The organism is Paraburkholderia sp., assembly GCF_036488505.1.
Taxonomy (GTDB): Bacteria; Pseudomonadota; Gammaproteobacteria; order Burkholderiales; family Burkholderiaceae; genus Paraburkholderia.
In genome coordinates, this window is sequence record NZ_DASXHN010000205.1 from 1 (window position 1) to 16,421 (window position 16,421).

Here is a 16,421-nt window from a genome sequence, read left to right on the forward strand (position 1 = left end):
GGCCGAGCTGAAAGGACACGAAGAGCCCAAGGGCATCAGGCGGCCAATGGGCGCCGAACACGGCGCGCGCACGGACCGCACCAGCTGGAAGGAAAACCGCGAGGCCGAACTCGAAACGATGGGCCGCTCGAAGCAGCCCTACTGCCTGATCGTGGGCGGCGGCCAGGGCGGGATCGCACTAGGCGCGCGGCTGCGGCAACTCGGCGTGCCGGCAATCATCGTCGATAAAAACGAGAAGCCGGGCGATGCGTGGCGCAAGCGCTATAAATCCCTTTGCCTGCACGATCCGGTCTGGTACGACCATATGCCGTACTTGCCGTTTCCCGATAACTGGCCGGTTTTCTCGCCGAAAGACAAAGTGGGCGACTGGCTCGAGATGTACACCAAGGTGATGGAGCTGAACTACTGGAGCGCCACCACCTGCCAATCCGCGCGCTACGACGAGGTCGCGAAAGAATGGGTGGTCGAAGTCGAGCGTGGCGGCGAAACGCTGACGCTGCGTCCCAAACAACTAGTGCTCGCGACGGGCATGTCGGGCAAACCGAATATTCCCGCATTCAAAGGACAAGACGTGTTCGAGGGTGAGCAGCATCATTCGTCGCAACATCCGGGACCTGACGCGTATCGGCGCAAGAAAGTGGTCGTGATCGGCGCTAACAATTCGTCGCACGACATTTGCGCCGCCCTATGGGAAGCGGGCGTGGACGTCACGATGGTGCAGCGTTCATCGACGCATATCGTGAAGTCGGAATCGCTGATGGAGCATGCGCTCGGCGATCTTTATTCGGAGCGCGCGGTCGCCTCGGGCATGACGACATGGAAAGCCGACATGATCTTCGCGTCGCTGCCGTACAAGATCCTTCACGAGTTCCAGATTCCCGTCTACCAGAAGATTCGCGAACTCGACGCAGACTTCTACGCGCGGCTCGAACGCGCGGGTTTCATGCTCGATTTCGGCGACGACGACTCGGGTCTGTTCATGAAGTATCTGCGGCGCGGCTCTGGCTATTACATCGACGTAGGCGCGTCCGACCTCGTCGCCGATGGCAGGATCAAGTTGAAAAGTGGCGTCGACGTGGCGGAGCTGAAAGCACATTCGGTGCTGTTGTCGGACGGCACAGAGTTGCCGGCGGACCTCGTTGTCTATGCGACGGGATACGGATCAATGAATGGCTGGGCCGCCGATCTGATCTCTCGCGAAGTCGCCGACAGGGTCGGCAAGGTGTGGGGCCTCGGCTCCGCGACGACGAAAGACCCGGGACCGTGGGAAGGCGAGCAGCGCAACATGTGGAAGCCGACGCAACAGCAGGCGCTGTGGTTCCACGGCGGCAATCTGCATCAGTCTCGCCACTACTCGCAGTATCTGTCGCTCCAACTGAAGGCGCGCATGGAAGGCATTCCGACGCCCGTGTTCGGACTGCAGGAGGTTCATCACGTGTCGTAGGTTTCGACGAATTGCGAGCCGAGGAAAATAAAAGTGTTTGGTTGACCCGGCACGATAGAACCGAGTCGCGGAAAGGACTCGCAGTCGCTGTCGCTGTAGTCGGTGGACCGGCATGCCATGTTGTGGCGCGCACGGCATTCCTGCCCATCGACTCCTGCTGCGAGCCCCCCAACGCAGCCACGCGTTTTCAGGTTTTATCGACAAGCGGCAATGAAGCATCTCGACCTGCGTGCTCCGAACGCGCCGCTTGTTTCGGCTTGGCGACGAACGGCAAGTCGGGCTTCATGATGAAAGTCAGCAGTACACCGCAGGCCATCACGCCGATGGACAGCAGAAAGGTGACATTCCAATTCCCCAGGCGGTCGATCAGATAGCCCGCCACGACCGGACTGACGATAGCCGCCGTGAAGCCCGTGCCGCTCATGATGCCGCTGGCCGTACCCGAGCGGTCATAGGCGATGTCCATCGGAATAGCCCACATCGGCCCGATATTCATTTCGTTGAAGAACATAGCCGCGGCCAGAAAAATCAGCGAATACATCGGGTCGTGAATCAGCACCACCGGGATCAGCGACAGCCCGGTCATGGTCATGCAGCACGCTACCAGCACACTGCGCGCGAGTTTCAGATTGCCGGTGCGTCGAAGCAGCTTATCGCTGACGAGGCCGCCGAGCAGATCGCCAACCACACCGGCGACGAACACGCCGGATGTAAAAATCACCGCCTTCTTGATGTTCAGATGGAAGCTGTGCATGAAGTAAAGCGGCATCCAGTCGAGCATCAACCAAAGGATCCAGTTGTAGCAGAAGTACACGGCGGAGACAGGCAGCAAGCGACGATACAGACGCGCCCAGGTGCCGGGCGCCTCCACCGGACGAACTCTCGGCGGCGGCAGGCTGTCGATTTCCGCATCGGTGATGCGCGGATGATCTGCCGGCTTTTCGGTGTAGGTCACGTACCACAGAACCAGCCAGCCGAAACTCAATGCGCCGAGCAGGTAAAACGCGAAGCGCCAGTCGAACGCAGTCATCAGCGCGAGCACCAGCATCGGCGCCACGGCATTGCCGAGCCGCGACGACGAGTGAGTGATGCCTTGCGCCATGCCGCGCTTGTCCTTCCTCACCCACGACGCCATCGCGCTGGTGGATGCGGGAAACGTGGCGCCCTCGCCCAGCCCCAGCAGCAGCCGAGCCGCGACGAGCGTCGCGAAGCCGCCAGCGAAGCCCGTCAGCGTGGTCGCCACCGCCCAGATGAACGCACAGGCGATCAGCGTGCGCTTCGCGCCAAAGCGGTCGCTAACCCAGCCGCCGATGAACTGGAATATCACGTACGGATACGCGAAAGCCGAGAAGACGAAGCCGAGCTGTGTGTTGCTCAGTCCGAGTTCGGACTTGAATTGCCCGGCGGCGGTGCTGATGTTCACGCGGTCGACGTAGGTGATGAAGTACATCAGGCACAACATCAGCAGGACGCTAGTAGTCGCCTTGATTTGTAGTCGTTTCATGTCTCACTCCACATTGTCTGTTGTTATTTTTTCGACGATTTCGACGTGAATGCACTGACGGCGTCTTTGAAACGGGCGCTGCCGTACACCTCTTCGATCAGATCTTCGTCGTCGAGCCGCTGTTCGACAACATCGCGGCGCAGGCTCTCCTTCACGGCCTTCTGCGTGACCGGTGAAAGCGCCATCAGCCGTTGCGCAAGCGTATGGGCATCATCCTGCAGGGTGTCTTGCGAGCACACGCTGTAGACATAGCCGCACGCCAACGCTTCTTGCGCGGTGAGGTAGTCGGCGAGCAGCAACATCTTCTTGACCCGCGGCACGCCGAGCGCCGCACGCAAGCGGGCGATGTTGCGCGACGACAGCGTGTTGGAGAGCGTCTTCGCAATCGGCGCGCCGAAGCGCGAGCCGTCGCTGCAGAGCCGGAAATCGCACGCCGTTGCCAGTGCCAGGCCGCCGCCGACGGCCCACCCGTCGATCACGGCGACGGTGGGCACCGCAATGCGTTCGACCGCGTCGATCACCCGCTCGACGAAGGCCTCGTAGGCCACGCCGTCACGGCCGTTACGGAAGTCCTTGAAGTACGCGATGTCGGTGCCCGAAATGAAGGACTTGCCGCCCGCGCCCCGGAACAGGATGCAGCGCACGCCACTATTCTTGGCGCACTCGGCGATCAGCGCCAACAGCGATTCGTACATCTCGAGCGTCATCGCGTTATGCCGCTCGGGGCGGTCGATCAGGATCTCCGCTGCGCCCGACTCATGGAGCGTGAGACTGACGAGTTCGCTCATGGCGCGGTCCCGTTGATCTCGGCAAAGATCTCGTCGTTGTGCTCGCCCAGAAGCGGCGGATGACGACGCACCGTCTGCGGCGTACCGAGCATCTTGACGGGAAAGCCGATGTTCTTGACCTTGCCTTCGTTCGGGTGATCGATCTCCATGCACATGCGACGGTGCGCGGCGTGCTCGCTGTCGAACGCCTCGGGGTAGGACAGGATCGGGCCGGCCGGAATGCCGGCGGCGAGCATCGCGTCGACCCAGGCGGCGCTGTCGCGCTTCGCGAATTCCTGCTCCAGCGCTTCGATCAGCGCTTCGCGATTCTTCAGCCGCAGCGACACGCTCGCGTAGTCAGGGTGAGCGATCAGATCGGGGCGCTCCAGCAGTTCGCATAGCTGGGTCCAAAGCTTCTGATTGGTGGCGCCCATCACGAAGTAGCCGTCTCGCGCCTTCACGGCCTGGTACGGCGCGCTCATCTTGTTGCTCGTCCCGAGCGGCGTCGGCGGCACACCGGTGCCCCAATACTCCGACATGTCCCAGATCGAGAAGGCCATGATCGAATCGAACAGCGAAGCGTCGATGTGCTGGCCCTCGCCGGTTTTCTGCGCGCCAATGTACGCAGACAGCAGCCCGTAGACCGCGAACAGCGCGCAGCCGATGTCCGCCACCGGCACCCCGGCCTTGACGGGCTTGCCGCCCTTGTAGCCGGTCACGCTCATCGCACCGGACATCGCCTGCGCCATCAGATCGAAGCCCGGCCGCGACGCCCACGGTCCGCTTTGCCCGAAGCCCGAAATACTGACGTAGACGATCTTCGGATTGATCGCCTTGATCGACTCGTAGTCGATACGCAGACGCTGCACCACCCCTGGACGGTAGTTTTCGACGATCACGTCGGCGGTCTTGGCGAGCTTGTAGAAGAACTCGCGCCCTTCGTCGCTCTTGAGGTCGAGCGTCAGCGAGCGCTTGTTGCGGTTCATGTTCAGGAAGCCCATGCTGTCGGGCCCTTTCATCTTGAAGCCCATCGCGCCGCGGGTCTGGTCGCCCTCGGGCGGTTCGACCTTGATCACGTCTGCGCCCATGTCGGCCAGCAGCATGCAGGCGAATGGACCTGCCATGACCTGGCTTACGTCCAGCACGCGGATGCCTTGCAGCGGCAGATGCTTCGATTCAGTCATCCTGAGTCTCCTCTGTCGAAGGTGTGAGTGAGACCCTTAGCCATGCCGGGCATGGCCAGTGGTCTTCTGCTCGCACTCTCCGCTACAGACCAGGACGGCGCAAGAACGAATGGATCATGTCAGGTTTCGCCGTTTGCGAAACCGGGTGGCGCGTCGCGCGGGGACTACGCAGGTTGGCCCAGCAGTTCGAGCACCACGTTGCGCAGGGTCTGCTCCTGCGCGTGGCCCTCGACGCAGGACAGCACGTAGCTGCGCTGGTGCCAGTCGCCCTCGAGCTCAGCCGATGCCAGCGATTTCTCGGGATGAAAACTGCGCAGCACGTCGGGCGGCATCAGGCCGACACCCAGGCCATGGCGGACCATCGCCAGCATGGTGTCGAAACCACTGACGGTGAAATTGTTGGGAAACAGCCGCCCGCGGCTGCGGTACGCGCGCTGCACGGCGGATAGCACCGCCGAGCCCTTGCCGAGGCTCACGATGGGGAGATCGAGGATATCGTCGATGCCAATGGGCCCGTCGGGAAACTGAAAATGCGGGCGGTTATAGACCAGCACCAGGCGGTCGTCTCTGTAAGCGGACTTCGCCAGGTCCAGGAAGCCGCTTTTCTTCTCATAGATACCGATGTCGATCACTTTGTCGCGTAGCAGTTGCTGCACGATCTTGCTGTTCTCCTCGACGATCTTCAACGAGATGCCGGGATATTTGCGCTGGATGTCGGCAATCTCACGGGCCAGGAACTGGATGACGACAGCCTTCGGCGCACCGATGATAATGCGGCCGTCGAGGCCCTGGTTCAGAGCCTGTGCGTCTCCTTCGAGACGGTCGATCAGGTTGTCGATCTGCCGGACGTATTGCAGTAGCTTGGCGCCCGATTCGGTGATTTCGACTCCGTGTGGAACGCGCTTGAAGAGCTTGGCGCCGAGTTGCTCTTCCAGGTCCGTCACGCGGCGCGATGCAGCCGCCACCGCCAGACTGAGTCTATCGGCGGCGCGGGAGATGCTGCCTTCTTCAGCGATGGCGAGGATCAGTCGGATGGTGGTGGTGTCGAACTTCACTGGGGCTCCGGGTTGTAGCGAAGGCGTTGGCGGCGTGGCGAGGGGCGCGGGAGCGTTGGGGGCTGACTGGCGCCGTCTCGATTTTGGGACATGATATCGGGCGGGCAGCGTGAAAGCGGGTCGACGACCGCCCGCTTCGCTTGCGATGAGTGCGAATCCGCCGTCCGAGGCTGACTTGCCACGCGTGTGCCCGCATCGCAAACCGTCAACATCGCGGCGTTCATTGCTCGGTCGAATGCAAGCGGGACTTCGGCTGTGCATTCAATCCGCGGAGTTGTTTTCGACCGCCGACAAAAAGCTTGCGATGATCCGCGCAACCTCGGCCGGCGCCTCGAGCGGGGACAAATGTCCGACGCCAGCAAGAACGTGCATCGCCGCGTGCGGGACGCGAGGCAGCAGCTCCGCCTGCAACGTCGCTAGACGATCGACCTGGTCCAGTTCTCCGGAAATCACGACCGTCGGCACGTCGATAGATGCCACCGCCGCCGTTATGTCTTCACGCATTGCGATGTCGGGCCACGCGGCCTTCGCCTGCGGAGCGCCCTTCAGACTGTCCTCGACGACCTGCTCGCGACAGGCGGCGTCGAGCGGTTTGGCGGTCAGGACGTTGTCGATGACAAATTCGACCGACTCGCGAGATCGATAGGCCCCGGACAAGGTCACGCGTTGCTCGTCTGACAGCAGCATTGGCGATGGAGGCGACGGAGCCACGAGCACGAGGCCCTGGAGCCCGCCCGGCCGGCGCGATGCGATCAGCTGCGCGACCTTGCCGCCCATGGAATGCCCGACGAGCACGTAGCGTCCCAGGCCGAGCGCTTTAATGACCCCTTGCGCGTCATCGGCCAGGTCAGCGATACGGTAGCCATCCGCTGGTGCGTCGGAGTCGCCCCAGCCTCGATGATCGGTGGCCACGATCCGATAGCGGTCGGACAGCTGTTGCGCAACCCTGTCCCATGTGCGCGACGAGCCGCCGTAGTAATGCAGGCACACCAGCGCCAGAGTCCCACTGCCTCGCTGCGTGACATGGATGCGCGTGCCGTTCGTTTCGATTTCCATCTGGTCAACCTCCCGTTGTTTGGATGGGTGAATCGTAGGCGTGCGTCTGACGTTTGATAATTGCCCGTGGAGTGGTGACAGTCGATACTGGCGTTATCGAATCGGAGAGAGCAATGGACCGGATGACAAGTCTTGGCGTGTTCGTCGCCGCGGTGGAGGAAGGCAGCTTTGCCGCCGCCGCGCGGCGATACGGGTTATCGCCGGCGATGGCTGGCAAGCATGTCAGTGAGATCGAGGCACGGCTGAATGCGCGGCTGCTTCAGCGAACCACCCGGCGCCTGAGTCTGACGGACGCGGGCCACACCTACTACCAACGTAGCAAGCAGATTCTCGAGGCGTTCGATGAGGCCAACCGGGAGGCCAGCGATTCGCAAGGCGCGGCACGCGGCGTCCTGCGGGTTGCCGCGCCAGTGACCTTCGGCGCGATGCATCTGGGTCAGGTCGTTGCGCGATACGTTGAAGATCACCCGCAGGTGAATGTCGAAGTGGTTCTCGGCGATCGCTATGTCGACCTGCTCGACGCGGGCATCGACGTCGCCATCCGGATCGGCCGTCTGAATGACCCGGCGCTGGTCACCCGCCGAATCGCGCCATGCCGGATGGTCGTATGCGCATCACCTGACTACGTTGCACGACATCGAGCGCCCCGCAAGCCAGGCGACCTGCTTCGCGCGCCGAGGCTTGCCTTCAGCGAGGCCGTGTCCGCGGGAGACTGGACCTTGTACGATGCGAAAAATCGAGCGCACGTCATCGACGGGCCTTCGCGGATTGCGGCCAATAACACGCAGTTGTTGCTGTCGGCTGCGCTCGCGGGCGCCGGCATCGCGTACGGCCCAACGTTCGTGTTCGGGGAGCATCTTCGAAGCGGGGAGCTTGTGGCGCTGCTGCCGGCTTACCGCGCCACCGAATTGGTGATTCAGGCGGTTTATCCCAGCGCGCGGCGAATACCGTTCAAGGTTCGCCGGTTCGTCGATTACCTTGCCGAAGCGTTTGGCGACGAACCGCCTTGGGATGCCACAACCGGTAGGTGAGCCGATTCCAACGCATCTGCAAACGACCGTTCCGGGTACGATGAAAGGCGCTCCCACCCACGCTTCAGACCCGCAATCGCGCGGATGCTCATGAAGCGTTGGCGGGAGCGCCTGTCCAACCCGTATTGAAACGCGTCAGCGGCGATAGTCATCCGAACTGGCTCGTTAGAGCATCGCCTACAAACACTAGTGGGTTGAGAACACCGAAATGCCGCCGTTGGGGAATCCTGCCGCGCCGGGCTGGAACGGCACATACACTTGCCCAAGCGTGCTGTCGATAGCGACGGAATGCGCCCCTGTGCCTACCGCAATCTTAAAGAGCAACTGCCGTGACGCGCCATCGACCACGCCCATCTGAGGGCTAAATCCCGAGGCTGCAGCGATACCGCTAGTGACGTAGTGCCGGGCCGGCAAGAAATAGCGATTGGACGCCGGGTCGTAGCCCACCTGGTCCACCCCGCCAAACGGCAGGTTAGCTCGAATTGCGCCACTCGAACGGTCGAGGATGAGCGTGATGAGCGGGTCGCCGGCTGGCGGATCGCATCCAATGAGCACGTCGTTGTTGGGCCCGAGCACGATTCCTGCCGGTCCGCATTTGCCCAATGGAAAAGACTTGCTGACAGAGGGGCTTCCCATTACCACGGAACTGGCGGTGATCACATCCAGTTGGCCGTCGGGATTCGCGGAGGTCCCATCGTTGTTGATCAGGAAGCTCTTCGAAACAGCGTCATAGGTGCACGCCTCGAGCCCCGACGATCCATTGAAAGGAAGCTTTGCGACAGCCGTTTGCGTCAGTGTCGAAATGAACGTGACAAACGGCGGGGAGTCGCCCGGGCTCGCGAACATGACGAGATGATCGTCTGGATCGTAGCAACCCTCATCGACCCGCGACCCGGAATTACTGATGACGATTGTGTTGACGGTCTTTTGCGCGGCCGTATCGATAACCTTGACTGAGTCCACGTCGCCTACATAGATCGTGTTGGTGCCCGTGATTCCCACGATTCCGTCGGGACCGGACTCATTTGTCGTTGCGCCAGCACCGGTGAACGGCCCCGGAATCTGTGCGATCAACTTGTTCGATCCGGTGTCCACGACGTCGACTGCCTTGTTATTGCGGTCGGCAAGAAAGTACTTGCCTGCCTCGACGTAGCCGATGTCGAAACTGAACGGCGGGCTGGAAGCATTGGGCACGGCGATGTTCGTCAAAAGCTTGGGCGGTGTGGGTGCGCTGATGTTATCTCCACCGCCGCAAGCAGCCAACTCGGCCGCGGCGACCAACATCAAGCCTATCAGGCGCTTATTCATCGATTTGTCTCCTTTCCGTTTATCGGCCTGACCCTCGAGTCAAGGATCGGTCTGAGTAATTGATTTCCCTAACTCTCCGTCGATAAAAATCAGCTCCCATTGCTTAAGAAATCTTAAGAAACCGTCATCGACAACGCTGGCTGCTTTTTGTGTGGGCTGCAGTTGTGCGTTGCACGACTTGCGGCTATGGAACGGCAGTTGCGGTTAACACAATGGCGGGGACATGGAAGATCGGAAAGTAAAAGTTATTTATGGTGTGCATTGAATGTGGGCTATAGGTGAAATGAATTTGAAACATCCATCGACCTCGTGGCGAGGCCGCGTGTTGCTGAATGCTGATCATGCTGTATGCCAGCGTACGGATCGGGGGTTCCGGTCGTACGGTCGTTGGATCCTGTTGCAGCCGCTGCCAGGCAATCGCAGCGAAGCCATTCGATCGTCTTTCACTTCTCTGTCTGCAGTCAGGCCGGTTTCCGAGCGATTACTCCTTCGCCCTTCCCCACGTTATCCGATTAGCCAAATCCGAACACATAGGCCAAAAGGTCAATTGCGAGATAGCCGCAGACGTATAATCACCAAGTCGCCGGGAGACACCGGGCGACCAGGTTTGACAGCCTGTGGCATAAACCGCACACCCGCTCAGGCGGGTGTGCGTCTACCTCTGCACGTCTATATATTTCAATGGGCGGGCCTTGGTAGGGGAGCCGCAAGGCTCGCCGGTTCGTTTATGCCCCGGTCTGTCAACCCTGCTTCGTGCCCGCTCACCCCTTCCCAAAAAAGCGAGTGCCCGGGCGATCCAGGAAGCAACAGGGAGAAGATCGCACCATGAGCAAGTCAGTCAAAAATCAACCGGCTTCGCGTCCACCCGTCGACGCACTGCAATACGAAAAGCTCGCCCTTTCTGCATTCGACTTGTGCGACCGGCAGATCAGTCACCTGGACACCCTGGTCACTCTGGCCTCGTCGATTTGCAGAAACCCAGCGGTCACGCGGGACGAACGACGCAACCGTCAAACGCTTCTCGAATTGCTACTGGACACGGCAGAGCAATATCAACAGGAACTCGAATGCGACCGTGAACTGTTCCAGGTCATAGCTCTCGACGCAAAGGGCATCCCGCACAGCCGTATCACCGCGAGCCACGCGGTGAAGTTGCTTGCGGAAGCATCGCAAAAGGCAAGGGCGCAACAAGCGAAAGCGTCCATCGTCAACGCGAAGCTTGCGCAGCGACCGGCTACGACACCGCACTAAGCAATCCGCCAGGAGCAGGTGCAATCGACGTAGTGGCCGGAGAAGCCGGCCATTGCGTCGCGTCAATCTTCAGTGGCAAGACAACCCTATCCCCCTCACGCTTCGTGCCTCGCGAGAAGCCAACTTGCCGGCATCAGGCGCAACCTCGCTCCTCCGATATCTTCAACGTTTTTGTACTCATTGCTTGTCTCAATTTAATCTCATTGACCGCCAGCAATTTAAATGGTCAATTATTCGTCTTGCGATCCTATTGAGACAATAGGCCACCCGGTCCAGCACTGATCCGTCGTTGCCCGGTTCTTTCCTAAGCCGACGCCCCGAACGCCGCTTCCCGACATTGGAGGAGATATCGTTTTGCCTGCCAATACAATGCTTAAACAAATCTCGCTTGGTTTCGCGGTTCTTTCCGTGAGTCCGCCGTTGTTCGCATGTTCGCCGAGTGAAAACTTCGATATCTATTTTCCCACGAACAGTGCCGAAGTTCCTGCTGGCGAGGTTCTCCGGCTCGCGAATTGGGTGGCTGACCAGAAGGTCACATACCAGGATCACGTGACCAAGGAGAACACGATGGTCAGCGGCCATGCGGAAGAAAGCGAACGACAGCCAAAGGCTCTTGCGACGGAACGTCTTGACGCGGGAATGTCATTGCTAAGAAAATTTGGTTTTCTTCGCGGAGAGGTCACAACGAGTACCCGTACTTATTCAGCTCGTGATGTAAAAAATGGGAAGCGTGTCGAAATTTCGTTCGAACCAGATTGCCCTAACAAATGTTGCGACGGGTACTAAAGGAACGTACTGACGAAATAAAGAGCGATGCACCCAATCATCGCCGCACCGGTGTAGCCCGCCCATCGCTTAAGCGACCACCTCTGCCACGCATACACGTTTATAGCGACAGCCACAGTAGCTGGGCCTAAAACAGACACGTACAAAACGAACCAGTTGTATCAGGGAAACAGACACTATCCAAGTTCGTTGCAGCCACGCGCGATCTTGTGCGGATCACGAAACCAGTCGAGGTGGCTCAGTGCGAGCAAGCTAATCCAGGTGATGCACAGCCCATACACGAATCCTGCGATACCGACCGCGAACCTTTTCAATTGATCTCCCAAAACACGATTTGCTCCGAATTGCGCAGATTGGAGAAACCGAACCATGTGCGCACCAGTTGAGTTCGCCACGCTTTCGCCATCAAGCGTCCACAGCGCGAGAATTGGATGACACCGGCACGCCCCTTCTTGCGCCTCGTGAGCCCAAACCGCACGTCAACCAGACGGCTGTTAGCCGCCCTGCTCAGCGCAATGCCCCCCGCGGATGCTGTATCGTGACTGCTTGCCCGTTGCCCGAGTTCGGAAAGATGCCTTTAACGACCCCACGTTACCTCGATCCCGCTTTCTATCAACTCCTCGCCGACAGCCACGCCCGCTTGCTGAATCGCCCTTTGGTGCCGCTACCGATGTCCGCGCTTGAAGCGACTCAATGGCTGTACAAAACCGCGCCGTTCGCCGTGCTTGCGCACAACACCGACCCCGATCCGATTTTCATCTACGGCAACAAAGCCGCACAGCGGCGCTTTGAATATAGCTGGGATGAAATCACACAACTGCCGTCCCGACTCTCAGCCGAAGCGCCGAATCGCGACGAGCGGCAACAGTTCCTCGCGCGCGTGCAGCGATTCGGTTACGAGGCGGGCTATCAGGGCGTGCGCGTGACCAGGTCCGGCCGGCGCTTCATGATCGAACAAGCGACGCTGTGGCAGCTGCTCGACGAGAACGGCAAGCTGCATGGCCAGGCCGTTGTCATTCCGCACACGCGCGATCTCTGAGCGCGTAAATCAGACGTTCAAGCGGAATCGCAACGCACCAGCGCGCCCCCACGCCAGTTGCTATGCTAGTCAGCATCGACCAGCACGGGAGCGCACTTGTCCAACCCCGACCTTCCCGATCGCGAACACAACACCGCCCGCATCATCGCCGCCCACGCGAGTCCGTGCGACGCGCAGATCATTCGCGCGCAGCCCGCCGCCTACGATAGCCCGTGCCACCGCAAGCGCCTCGCGCTCGCCGCGACGATCCTCGGCTCGAGCATGGCGTTTATCGACGGCTCCGTCGTCAACGTCGCGCTGCCCGCGATTCAGAGCGAGCTCGGCGCAAGCGTCGCGGCAATGCAGTGGATCGTCAACGCGTACCTGCTGTTTCTCGGCTCGCTCGTGCTGGTGGGCGGGTCGATGGGCGACAAGCTCGGGCGTCGCACGGTGTTTATCACCGGCATCGGCATCTTCACGCTGGCGTCGGCCGCTTGCGGGTTCGCGCCGAACCCGGCGGCGCTGATCGCAGGGCGCGCGGTGCAAGGTATCGGCGCCGCGCTCTTCGTTCCCAGCAGTCTCGCCATCATCGGTGCGGCATTCGACGGCGAACAGCGCGGACGAGCGATCGGCACGTGGGCCGGCTTCGGCGCGATCACCTCGGCGGTGGGTCCGGTGGCGGGCGGCTGGCTCGTCGACGCGTGGTCGTGGCGCGCAATCTTCTTCATCAATCTCCCGCTGGCAGCAGCGACGATTGCGCTCGCGCTCTTCTCGGTGCCGAACAGTCACAACGCCGAGGCGGCTGACCAGTTGGACTGGCCAGGCGCGCTGAGCGCGGCAGCGGGGCTTGCGGCGCTCACGTATGGGCTGACCGAGGCGTCCGCACATGGCTTCGCGCATCCGCTCGTGCTGTGCGCGCTCGCCGCGGGCGTGCTCGTGCTCGCCGCCTTCGTGCTGATCGAAGCGAACAGCCGTCATCCGATGATGCCGCTCGATGTATTCCATTCGCGCGATTTCACCGGCGCCAATCTCGTCACGCTGCTGCTTTACTTCGGTCTGGGCGGGGTCCTGTTCTTTCTGCCGTTCACGCTGATTCGCGCGGATGGCTATAGCGCGACCGAAGCGGGCGCGGCGCTGCTGCCGATGCCGGTCATCATCGGCCTGTTGTCGCGCTTCACCGGCGGCCTCACAGAACGCTTCGGCTCGCGGGTGCTGTTGAGCGTGGGCCCTGGCGTCGCTGGCATCGGCTTCGTGATGCTCGCGCTGCCGTTCGTACACGGCAGCTATTGGGGCGGAATTTTTCCCGCGCTCGCGGTGCTCGGGCTCGGCATGACCATCACTGTCGCACCGCTCACGACGACCGTGATGGGCTCCGTATCGGTCGACCGCGCGGGCGTCGCCTCCGGTATCAACAACGCGGTTGCACGCGTGGCGAGCCTTTTGGCGATCGCGGTGCTCGGGATTGTGTTCGTGTGGTCGCACGACGCGTCGTTGTCCAAGCGCCTCGACGCACTTCACCTACCTCGGGATGGGCGCCCGACCGGCCAGTTGCTGGAGCCGGACGCGCCAGCCGGAGCGGGCACCGACAGTGCCCGTCCGCTGCCGCCGACGCCGGTGGCGATCGCGCAAGCCGCTGCTATCGCTGACGCGCTGCGCGCCGTTGCACTGGCTTCCGCCGCATGCGCGTTCGCCGGAGCGGCGCTTGCGATCACGACCATCCGGCGCCGCAAGTGATGGAAGCGCGCACAATGTCAACGATCGTCGAACGGTTGCGGCGAGGCTCGGTATCGCGGTCGTGCCGGCGTCCCTACGCGGTATCGATGCGAACGGGGCGGTGTACAGGCAGCTCAGCGGGAAAGGGACAACAGACTCACGCTGCGCGCTCGTCCAACATCGGCAATCGGTTGACGACAGCCCTGCGCACGGCGCGCGGTTGGCGCCCGGAAATTGAGGAGGCACAATCCATGAACGCAAAACGCAAACGTATCGGCCTGCACGTCTTGCTGGCCGGTTCGTTGTCTCTGTTCGCAGCGACAGTTCAGGCGGTCGACATCAAGGTCATCAGCGATAGCCCCCTTGAGCCGGCGTTGACAAAGGTGGTCGATCTTTATCGCCAGCAGACTCATAACCAGGTCAGCCTGGTGTTCGACCCATCGCCCGCTGTAAAGAAAAGGATAGAAAACGGCGAAGCGGCCGACGTGGTTATCGTCCAGCCTGACTTTGCCGATGACCTGACGAAATCGGGCAACGTCAGTGCCGGGGACAGGCCGATAATCGCTCACGTTGGCGTCGGCCTCGGTAATCGCCAGGACTCGCCGGCGTACGACATTTCCAGTGCCGATAAACTCAAGGTCACCTTGCTCGGCGCGGACCTGATCGTGTTTAACAGCGTGAAATCCGGGCAAGCGTTTGCCGATGCTCTCGAACGGCTCGGGATTGCAGACACACTCAAACCAAAGATCGTGCGCACGACGCCCACTGGAATCTTCGGGCCCGTATTATCGGGCAAAGGCAACGATCTCGTGGCGGGGACGATACCGCTCATCGCCACGACCCCGGGCATAAAGCTGCTCGGACCTCTGCCGGGCGATCTTCAGAGCACGCTCACCTATACCGCGGTGGTCACGACTAACACCTCACAACGTGATACAGCCGAACGGTTCATCGAGTTCCTGCTTTCACCGCAGGCCAAGGAGGCTTTCGCCGCCAGCGGTGCCAGGTGAATTGACGAGTCGCCACCGCTGGCGCTCAACGAAATAGTCAGGCTGCAATCAGCAGACCGTCAACCCGCGACTCTTCTCCCACGCGCTCGAATACTCATGTCCGAATCTGGCGAGAATCACGCGGTGGTTTCCGCTAAAGTTCGAGCATGAACCTCGACCCTGACACCTGCTATCAGACATTGCTTTCGCGAGATCGCCGCTTCGATGGCTGGTTCTTCGTCGGCGTCACGTCGACGGGCATTTACTGTCGACCGGTGTGTCCCGTCCGGACGCCAAAGCGGCGGAACTGCAAATTTTTCGCTAACACGGCAGCGGCCGAGAAAGCGGGGTTTCGCCCCTGTCTGCGCTGCCGCCCAGAGTTGGCACCGGGAAATGGACTACTCGATGCGTCGGCCCGACTGGCGCAAGCGGCCGCCGCACTCATAGAAGAGGGTTTTCTGAATACCGCAAGTCTCGCAGAGCTTGCGGCACGCATTGGCATCACCGACCGGCACCTGCGCCGGATTTTCGATGCCGAATATGGCGTGTCGATGATCGACTTCGCTCAGACGCAAAGGTTGCTGTTGGCAAAGCGCCTACTGACCGATACGCGCTTGCCCGTCACCACCGTCGCATTGTCGGCAGGATTCGGGAGCGTCAGAAGGTTCAATGCGCTTTTTCTGAAGCAGTACGGTCTGAATCCACTTCGATTCCGCAAGGAGATCGACTCTCGCCCGCAGGAAACCCTCGTTTTTTCGCTTGGATACAGACCGCCGTTTTGCTGGGCCGGTGTGCTTGCGTTTTTCGCACATCGGCAGATGAACGGCGTTGAACACATTGGCGACGATATCTATAGCCGAGTCATCGAGCTAAAGCGGGGTAGTCAGAACATCGTAGGCTGGATGAGCGTAGCGCATGCGCCACAACGGTACGCGATCGATGTGACTGTTCCTACCTCCCTGACGCCGGTCATTGCACACGTTCTCGGGCGCGTCCGTCGTATGTTCGACCTTGCTGCCCGCCCTGACCTGATCGACATGCATCTGGGCGATCTGGCCGCTGAGTTACCGGGTATGCGGGTTCCTGGCAGCTTCGATGGTTTCGAGGTTGCAGTGCGCGCTATCGTCGGGCAGCAAATGTCCGTTGCAAATACACGAACGATCTTATCTCGTATCGCTGACCGTTTCGGGACGAAGATCGCAGGGCCCTTCGTCTTGACGACGACGTTTCCTTGCGCAGCGGCGTTCGCCGACATCCCGGCTACAGCACTTCAGGAAACAGGCATCACACGCACGCGGGCAGAAGCAATCATTGC

The 16,421-nt window shown here is 60.9% G+C and carries 13 protein-coding genes; 7 read left to right on the forward strand and 6 right to left on the reverse strand.

What is annotated here, in order from left to right:
* Positions 1 to 1,444 (forward strand): NAD(P)/FAD-dependent oxidoreductase (locus VGH68_RS12460; RefSeq protein ID WP_331603925.1); only part of this gene is annotated, 1,444 nt, incomplete at its 5' end.
* 187 nt (positions 1,445 to 1,631) lie between these two features.
* On the opposite strand, the gene VGH68_RS12465 is transcribed toward VGH68_RS12460, so the two are convergent.
* The 5 genes from VGH68_RS12465 to VGH68_RS12485 form a co-directional block, all read right to left on the reverse strand.
* A complete protein-coding gene (locus VGH68_RS12465; protein ID WP_331603926.1) occupies positions 1,632 to 2,948 on the reverse strand; it encodes an MFS transporter in 1,317 nt (438 codons plus the stop codon).
* Positions 2,949 to 2,971: 23 nt separating this feature from the next.
* Complete coding sequence (locus VGH68_RS12470) at positions 2,972 to 3,736, reverse strand: enoyl-CoA hydratase (RefSeq protein WP_331603927.1); 765 nt, start codon at positions 3,734 to 3,736, stop codon at positions 2,972 to 2,974.
* Positions 3,733 to 4,899, reverse strand: a complete 1,167-nt coding sequence (locus tag VGH68_RS12475) for a CoA transferase (RefSeq protein WP_331603928.1) — start codon at positions 4,897 to 4,899, stop codon at positions 3,733 to 3,735. The genes VGH68_RS12470 and VGH68_RS12475 overlap by 4 nt, the downstream gene beginning before the upstream one ends.
* 164 nt (positions 4,900 to 5,063) lie before the next feature.
* On the reverse strand, positions 5,064 to 5,954 hold the full coding sequence (locus VGH68_RS12480) for a LysR family transcriptional regulator (RefSeq protein ID WP_331603929.1): 891 nt from the start codon (positions 5,952 to 5,954) through the stop codon (positions 5,064 to 5,066).
* Between the two features lie 261 nt (positions 5,955 to 6,215).
* Entirely contained in the window at positions 6,216 to 7,010 is a 795-nt protein-coding gene (locus tag VGH68_RS12485; RefSeq protein ID WP_331603930.1) for an alpha/beta hydrolase, read from the reverse strand.
* A 113-nt stretch (positions 7,011 to 7,123) separates the two neighbouring features.
* On the opposite strand from VGH68_RS12485, the gene VGH68_RS12490 reads away from it, so the two are divergent.
* Entirely contained in the window at positions 7,124 to 8,041 is a 918-nt protein-coding gene (locus VGH68_RS12490) for a LysR family transcriptional regulator (protein WP_331603931.1), read from the forward strand.
* 186 nt (positions 8,042 to 8,227) lie between these two features.
* Here VGH68_RS12490 and VGH68_RS12495 read toward each other — a convergent pair whose 3' ends face one another.
* Complete coding sequence (locus VGH68_RS12495) at positions 8,228 to 9,349, reverse strand: hypothetical protein (protein ID WP_331603932.1); 1,122 nt, start codon at positions 9,347 to 9,349, stop codon at positions 8,228 to 8,230.
* A gap of 825 nt (positions 9,350 to 10,174) precedes the next feature.
* Here VGH68_RS12495 and VGH68_RS12500 point away from each other — a divergent pair.
* The 5 genes from VGH68_RS12500 to VGH68_RS12520 all read left to right on the forward strand — a co-directional run.
* Positions 10,175 to 10,600: a hypothetical protein gene (locus VGH68_RS12500; protein WP_331603933.1), complete on the forward strand. Its 426-nt coding sequence runs from the start codon at positions 10,175 to 10,177 to the stop codon at positions 10,598 to 10,600.
* Between the two features lie 1,357 nt (positions 10,601 to 11,957).
* The gene (locus VGH68_RS12505) at positions 11,958 to 12,425 is read left to right on the forward strand and encodes an MEKHLA domain-containing protein (protein ID WP_331603937.1); all 468 of its coding nucleotides are present in this window, start codon (positions 11,958 to 11,960) and stop codon (positions 12,423 to 12,425) included.
* A 96-nt stretch (positions 12,426 to 12,521) separates the two neighbouring features.
* On the forward strand, positions 12,522 to 14,138 hold the full coding sequence (locus VGH68_RS12510) for an MFS transporter (protein ID WP_331603934.1): 1,617 nt from the start codon (positions 12,522 to 12,524) through the stop codon (positions 14,136 to 14,138).
* 230 nt (positions 14,139 to 14,368) lie between these two features.
* Positions 14,369 to 15,127, forward strand: coding sequence for a molybdate ABC transporter substrate-binding protein (locus tag VGH68_RS12515; RefSeq protein ID WP_331603935.1), 759 nt, complete (start codon positions 14,369 to 14,371; stop codon positions 15,125 to 15,127).
* 146 nt (positions 15,128 to 15,273) lie between these two features.
* On the forward strand, positions 15,274 to 16,421 hold a 1,148-nt coding region (locus VGH68_RS12520), incomplete at its 3' end, for an Ada metal-binding domain-containing protein (RefSeq protein WP_331603936.1).